Raw genomic sequence first — 6629 nt, forward strand, 5'->3', positions numbered from 1 at the left:
CACTTTTAAACCGGCGTTGACACTACACGCCTTGCGCTGCCATTTTGAACTCCAGCGCCATGTTGTACGCGGCTCCACGCAAACATATGACGTATTGCTCTCTGTTTTCCTGGAGTGTTTTCAGGAATTTGGACCGCACTTCTTTCTTCAGCCATTTGAAAGGTGCTTTTCCTGGTGCCAGTGGCTCGGGGACGTAGCGCATCGCCTCACTGCACTCGCCAGATTCGGCAACGAGCTTATACGTGAGGTTGAACAGCTCCTCATTCGGGTGCCAGCTATTGGCCTGTTTACCGAAAAGGGCCACCAGAAATTCTGTCAGGTGCTCTCGATCATATATATCCATTTATCTCTCCCTGATGCTTTTCGCCACCTGTTTGTAGCGTGCGTCTTTTCCTTTGACGACAATATGATGAATAGCGGCTCGGTCAAAAATGTAGATATGCCCAAGACCGTGGGTCTCGCTATAACCTCCCAGTATGTCGAATGAATCGAGCGAATCTTTATAAACCGCATGGTCGGGTATATCGAAGGCTTCCCGTTGCTTGATCGCCATATCCCGAAGTTCGGGGGATAGAGATGGCCGAACATCTTCAGTAAAGAACGCACGAATGAATTGTTCAGCGTCGCCGGACAGATCAATACCAGGGTAGAAGGTCTCGGCGTCGACTATTTCGTGAGACATCGTCCAGTCTTCATACTTGAAGATGAGGGTGGTGCTGGTATGGGAGATCAGTTCAGGTTCGGGATAATCCAAGGCGAGGTCTTGTGACAAGACGAGATTGCCTGCCATGCAGCCTGTTGCGAACAGGCACAAGGCGAGCAGGGGAACGATGAATATCCTTTTCATGTTGGGTTCCTTTTCAGTGACTTGAGCGGAATATACGGGCCCTCCCTTTTGAGCGCAACCTGTCGAAAACCTGGGCAGGTATTCTGGACCGGAGAACCGGGATAGATTTATTTTTCGAAAAACCGGGACAGATCTATTTTCTCGGCTTTCCTGATGGCTCAAAGCTAATGTGAGTCACTACCAACCGTCACCTTGCTTCAGTTAATATCGGCTTCCATCTCAGAAAGGATTCTGTGATTCAAAAGTAAGGATAAGCTGAAGCCAAGACAGGCCAGGGTGATTGTGACCGGTTTTCCCCATGATCAGCTTCGTTTATTCAGCCAGGAGACACGCCATTACTTTTCCGCTGCCTCGTTTATATTCTTTCCGTCGTTGCCCTTACGCTATGCGCGCTAGGCTCGGGATCTTGTTTGCCGGGCTGACAGTGGAGCTGCGGGAGATTGTGCTAAAAAACAAACCGGCGCAGATGCTGGCGGTCAGTCCCAAGGGCACGGTTCCTGTTCTGGAGCTGGCAGGAGGTGACCGTTCCGAGAGGCTCGTTATTGAGGAAAGCAGGGAAATCGTCGAATGGGCGTTGCGGCAGAGTGATCCGAAGGGTTTGTTGAACACGGATTTAGTAAGCGCTAATGCCCTGATCGACCGCAACGATAACGAATTCAAACACTGGTTGGATCGTTATAAATACGCGGATCGCCATCCAGAACTCTCCCAGTTGGATTACCAGCAGAAGGGTGAGGTGTTTTTGCAGGCGTTGGAAAGCCTATTAGCCAAGAACCGGTATCTCCTGGGGAGCAACATCAGCATCGCTGATATTGGCATCATGCCCTTTGTACGCCAGTTCGCCCATGTCGATCGGGAGGTATTTTACAGTCTGCCCTATCCGAATTTACAGAAATGGCTGAGGGATTGGCTGGATCATCCAGTGTTCCTGCAGGCCATGATCAAGTTCCCGTCTTGGCAGGAAGGCGATGATGAGGTGGTATTTCCACATATAACCGCGTTCGCAAGATCTTAAAAGCCGTAAAATCCGGGACAGATCTATTTTCCCCCTGCCCGTTCCCGCCGAATCAGCAGTACCAAAGCCAGCGCCGCCAGTGACCCCATCACGGCGGCGAAAGTGATCCCGGTCGTCATCAGGCTGGTCACGCTCGCCATCAACACCAGGCCGATCACCGGTACCGAGATAGCGATATAGGCCACGACAAAGAACGTGGACGTCACCGCTGCCTTCTCTCTCACAGGGCTGGCGGCGGCGATGGCGCCCATGCCGGCGCGGAATGAGATGCCCTGGCCCATACCGGCAATCACAGCACCGGCGATGAACAGCGCGAGGGACTGGGTATATATGCCCAGCGCTATCGGAATCACACCGAGCATCAGGGAAACGCAGCCCAGAGGTAGGCGCAGCCTGAGCGGCAGTCTGCCCTGCAGGAACTGGCCCAGGGTTGATGCGATGAAGATGCTGCCGGCCACAACGCCGATCAACAACCGATTGTCGTAGCCCAGAACCTTGCCCATCATCGCCGGGGCGATGGATGTGAAGAAGCCGCACATGGCGAAGCCTGCGAAACCGGCAATGGCAGCGGGAATAAATACACTGCGGACTTCCGCTGGCACGTTCAGGCGCTGGATGGACAGTTTGGGGCGAGCGGGCTTCGAGACGGTCTCAGGCGCTGCCCAGATGCAGAACACGGCCAGCACAGCCATGACAATGTGCACCAGAAAGGTCAGGTGCAGCGGCCAGGGTAGGTATTGGGAAAGCGCGCCTGCTAACATTGGCCCCAGGCCCAGCCCGCCCATGTTCGCCGCCGTGGCAAAGAACGTGGCTTTCTCCCGCCAGTGGGGCGGGGCAAGTTCAATGACTGCCACCGTAGCCGTGCCGGTAAAGATCCCTGCGGACAGCCCGGACAGCACCCGGCCGGTCAGGATCATCGCCAGGCCATCGGCCTGCAAGAACACCAGGTCACTAATGATGGAGCAGGCCAGGCCCGCAAACAGTAAAGGCCGGCGGCCTACCTGATCAGACCAGCGCCCGGTCAGTACCAGTGCGGCGATCACACCAAAGGCATAGGCGGCAAAGATGATGGTGATCATCAGGTCGGAAAACCCGAAACGGTCCTGGTAGATTGGGTAAAGAGGCGTCGGCATGGTGGTGCCGATCATCGTGACACTGAAGGTGAAGGCTGCGCCCAGGAAAATAAGCAGCGGAAACCAGCGGTGTTGCTTGGGTGAGGGCATGCAGGGGTCCTGGTCGGCAATCTTAAAAGTTGGTGTGCTCGTTTTTGGTCTGTTCACACCCGATCAATAATCCCACACAAGGCATCCAGCCCATCCGTCAGCGCCGCCGATGGCGTAGAGGGTCTCTGTGGTTTCTTCGGTTAGGCAGACGATGCGTTGGGGATAATTCATGGGGGCACTATACCGTGAAAGTGGGGCTTGACCACTCATGCAAATCGGCGTGATCGCAGACACCCACAGCAAAATGCGCCCTGACATTCACTCGTAGACGTCCCGCAGGGAAAGCACCTCAAAGTCCGGTGTAACGCCCAGCCCGGGTCGATCGCTGAGCCACATGCGGCCATTGGCGACTTCCGGGGCGCCTGTGGCGAGTTGCACTGTGTTGTAGTTGTGCAAATCGGTGGTGTTCAACAAGGCTCTGGGGGATGTACTGGCGGCCAGGTGCGCGTAAGCCGCCGTCGCAATTCCACTGCCCCAGGCGTCTTCTACCGTCATGGGTATGCCGGCATCTGCACAGACGTCGCGAATGATCCGGGATGGCGTCAGTCCACCGAATTTGCTGACCTTGAGGGCAATGGCATCCATGGCGTCGTCCCTGATGCCGCGCTGGAGCTCATTCAGGGTGTTGAAAGCTTCGTCCAGTTTGATCGAATGCCTGGCACGGCGCCGGACCGACAGGCACTCTTCGTAGCTGCGGCAGGGCTGTTCCAGGTAAATATCCACATCCTCGACGGCCTGTGAGAATCGCAGTGCCTCGTCGCGCCGCCAGGCGGCGTTGATATCGCCGATCCAGAGCTCATCCGCCTTTTTGAGTTTGTTAAGCCTGCGAACCAGGTCAATGTCTTCTTCAACCTCATGACCCAGCTTAATTTGAATGTGGCGGAACCCCTCGTCGCGGTAACGTCGTAGTGATTCTTCCATTCCCTCTGGCTCGGCCAGTGGCACAATCCGGTGCAAGGGCATGGAGGGCGATTGAAGCCCGCCAAGCAAGGTGTAAACCGGAAGTCCGGACACCTTGCCCAGTAGATCCCAGCAGGCAATATCGATGGCCGCTTTGGCAACAGCCTGGCCGGTAAGGGCCTGATTCATCCGTTCCTGGATGACTGACACTTGCCGCGGGTCCTGGCCGAGTATTTCAGGAGCGAGCAGGGACAGGCAGGAGGGAAGGCCCTCGGCAAACGCCGGCATGTAGTTGGGGCCGCAGGGGCACACCTCGCCAAAGCCTTCGAGGCCCGTGTCTGTTGAAAGTACAACCACCGTCGTTTCGAAAGCCTGATGAGAGCGGCCACCAGCGAAGGCATAGGCTTTTCCAGTATATTCCAGGATCGCCGTGTATACGGCCATTCGCTCGATACGCATAGACCACTCCGCTCTGCACCCATCCCTAATCAAGTAAATCTAGTTCAGCTATGTGGGGATAGATAGCAGAGCCGGTCGCCTTGAATGTCACGTTTGGCGACAAACGCTTCGGCGGGAGCCTAGTCCTCGTAAATCATCTTCCGCGTCATGCCGCCGTCGATCACGAAGTTCTGACCGGTCACAAAGCTTGCGTCCGGCGACACCAGGTAGGCCACCATAGCCGCCACGTCCTCGGGTTCGCCGACACGCCCACTGGGGTGTTGCTCATGATCGGTAGCGGAAAGAGGCTGCGGTTCAGAAGGCGCATCAGCCTGCCAGGCAGTGACATCTATCCAGCCCGGGCTGATGCTGTTGGCCCGCACGTCGGGCCCCAGGCTCACAGCCAGAGCATGGGTCAGGGCGAGCAGGCCGCCCTTGGTTGCCGCATACGCCTCGCTATTGGACTCGGACTGCAAGGCGCGGGTAGAGGCGATGTTGACGATGCTGCCCCGGCGTTGGCGCAGGTGCGGTATCGCGTGCTTTGCCAATAAAAAGGCGCCGGTCAGGTTGACGTCGATTCTTCGTTGCCACTGATCCAGTTCAAGCATTTCTATGGGGCCAGTGTCTGGATCTGCGATCCCCGCATTATTGACCAGAGCATCCAGCCCCTGGCCCCATCGCGCGGCCTCCTCTACGGCCGAGGCTACGTCGGGCTCGCGGGATACATCCGTGGTGATCAGTAGCAGGTTGTTCGGATCGCCGAAATCCTGTCTGCATGCGCTGATGGCTTCTGCATTCTGGTCCAGGACCACCACTCGCCAGCCCTTGTCCAGGAAATGGGCGGCAATACCCTTGCCGATGCCCTGGGCGCCGCCTGTTATGAGGATGACCGGGGGTTGCTGTGCCATGTGTCTGGGCTCCTTTTGAAAACTGGGACAGAGCTATCTTCTCCCGCGGCCCTCTAAATCTCTACAAACCGCGGCACCAACATCAGCCCGTCACCCACTGCCAACATCTCCCAGGAGCTGCTTGCAAGGTACGGGTACAGAATCATCCCAATGCCGCAGTAACGGGTGACGATGTTTTTTGTGCGCCTACCGTACATGAAGTACCCGAATCCGATGCAGGTCCAGATCGGCCAGTGGCTGTAACTGAAAGGAGTGCGCATCCCTTAAGATTTCGTAACATATTGAAAAATAAATAAAAAGTAATAGGTGGGGCAGCGTGTATTTCTGGTATTCTCAAATGGTTCATAAAACTGGCAAGTGCCTGATGGGAGGATGGAGAAGATGGTCTCCTTCCCGTCATACCGGGCAGATCAGACCACCTGAACAATGGGATTTATATCAATGAAAATGAAATCACTGCTCGTTTTTTTATCTCTGAGTGCCACCTCATTGGGGGCCGTTGCGGGTGACACAGCTGACGCCGCGCTAGGCGGCGGTATTGGCGGAGCAATTGGGGCTGCCATCGGCAACGAGGTAGGTGGCAGAGATGGTGCTATTCTCGGCGGTGCCCTCGGTGCGGCAACCGGAACAGCCATTACCACCAGAGATCATAGAGAATACGATCGCGACCATGATCGCCGTCGTCATGACTACGATGATCGCCGGCCTTACCGGAAGTCTGGTGGCCATTTCTGCCCACCGGGCCAGGCGAAAAAGGGCAACTGCTGAAACGCGACATGCTGGCCTTAAATCCTGGATTCAGGAAAACTGGGACAGACCTATTTTTCGGGGCTTTTGATATAGAAAACGTTCTTATCCCGCACGCTCATGTCAAAGAGTTCACTGGCTCTGACGAGTTCGCTTAGCTTCTTGTATCCGTAATTCACGGGGGAGAAGGAGCTGTTATTTGAAATGTATTTGCCAACCTCGCCGAGATGGGCCCAACCATCGTCATCAGCCGTTTGTTCCACCGCAGTTCGAAGAGTCCGCACCAAGACTGTATCGCCTCGAAGTTTGTTGCGTCCCCATTTAGTTTCTACCGTCGACTTTGGGGCGCCGCCGTTGCTGGTATTGTCTGTTTCCTCTGGGTCTTCGCGCAGGTTCTCTGTGTAGATGAATTGCGAACAGGCGTTGACGAAGGGCATTGGAGTTTTGCGCTCGCCGAAGCCAAAAACTGGTAGGCCGGCCTCAAGAATTCGCATGACGAGGGGCGTAAAGTCGGAATCACTTGTCATGAGGGCGAAGGCATCGACGTTTCC

The 6629-nt window shown here is 55.8% G+C and carries 8 protein-coding genes; 1 reads left to right on the forward strand and 7 read right to left on the reverse strand.

Annotated elements, in window-relative coordinates; genetic code table 11:
- Positions 1-22: 22 nt before the first annotated feature.
- Both B2590_RS16675 and B2590_RS16680 read right to left on the reverse strand, forming a co-directional pair.
- The gene (locus B2590_RS16675) at positions 23-343 is read right to left on the reverse strand and encodes a hypothetical protein (protein WP_091643023.1); all 321 of its coding nucleotides are present in this window, start codon (positions 341-343) and stop codon (positions 23-25) included.
- Positions 344-847 carry a hypothetical protein gene (locus tag B2590_RS16680; protein WP_286848007.1) on the reverse strand — a complete coding sequence of 168 codons (504 nt, stop codon included), beginning with the start codon at positions 845-847 and terminating at the stop codon, positions 344-346.
- Positions 848-1145: 298 nt separating this feature from the next.
- Between B2590_RS16680 and B2590_RS16685 the strand changes: the two genes are divergently transcribed.
- Positions 1146-1862 carry a glutathione S-transferase gene (locus tag B2590_RS16685; protein WP_286848009.1) on the forward strand — a complete coding sequence of 239 codons (717 nt, stop codon included), beginning with the start codon at positions 1146-1148 and terminating at the stop codon, positions 1860-1862.
- Positions 1863-1885: 23 nt separating this feature from the next.
- Here the strand turns inward: B2590_RS16685 and B2590_RS16690 are convergent, their stop codons facing one another.
- The 5 genes from B2590_RS16690 to B2590_RS16710 form a co-directional block, all read right to left on the reverse strand.
- Positions 1886-3085: an MFS transporter gene (locus tag B2590_RS16690; protein ID WP_286848011.1), complete on the reverse strand. Its 1200-nt coding sequence runs from the start codon at positions 3083-3085 to the stop codon at positions 1886-1888.
- Positions 3086-3343: 258 nt separating this feature from the next.
- Positions 3344-4444, reverse strand: a complete 1101-nt coding sequence (locus B2590_RS16695; RefSeq protein WP_286848013.1) for a mandelate racemase/muconate lactonizing enzyme family protein — start codon at positions 4442-4444, stop codon at positions 3344-3346.
- Between the two features lie 119 nt (positions 4445-4563).
- Positions 4564-5331 (reverse strand): SDR family oxidoreductase, encoded by a 768-nt coding sequence (locus B2590_RS16700; protein WP_286848015.1) that lies wholly within the window; start codon positions 5329-5331, stop codon positions 4564-4566.
- Between the two features lie 525 nt (positions 5332-5856).
- Positions 5857-6060 carry a hypothetical protein gene (locus tag B2590_RS16705; protein WP_286848017.1) on the reverse strand — a complete coding sequence of 68 codons (204 nt, stop codon included), beginning with the start codon at positions 6058-6060 and terminating at the stop codon, positions 5857-5859.
- Positions 6061-6149: 89 nt separating this feature from the next.
- Positions 6150-6629: OST-HTH/LOTUS domain-containing protein (locus tag B2590_RS16710; protein WP_286848019.1), on the reverse strand; the 480-nt coding region annotated here is incomplete at its 5' end.

It is taken from the genome of Marinobacter sp. UBA3604 (assembly GCF_002375325.1).
Lineage (GTDB): Bacteria > Pseudomonadota > Gammaproteobacteria > Pseudomonadales > Oleiphilaceae > Marinobacter > Marinobacter salarius.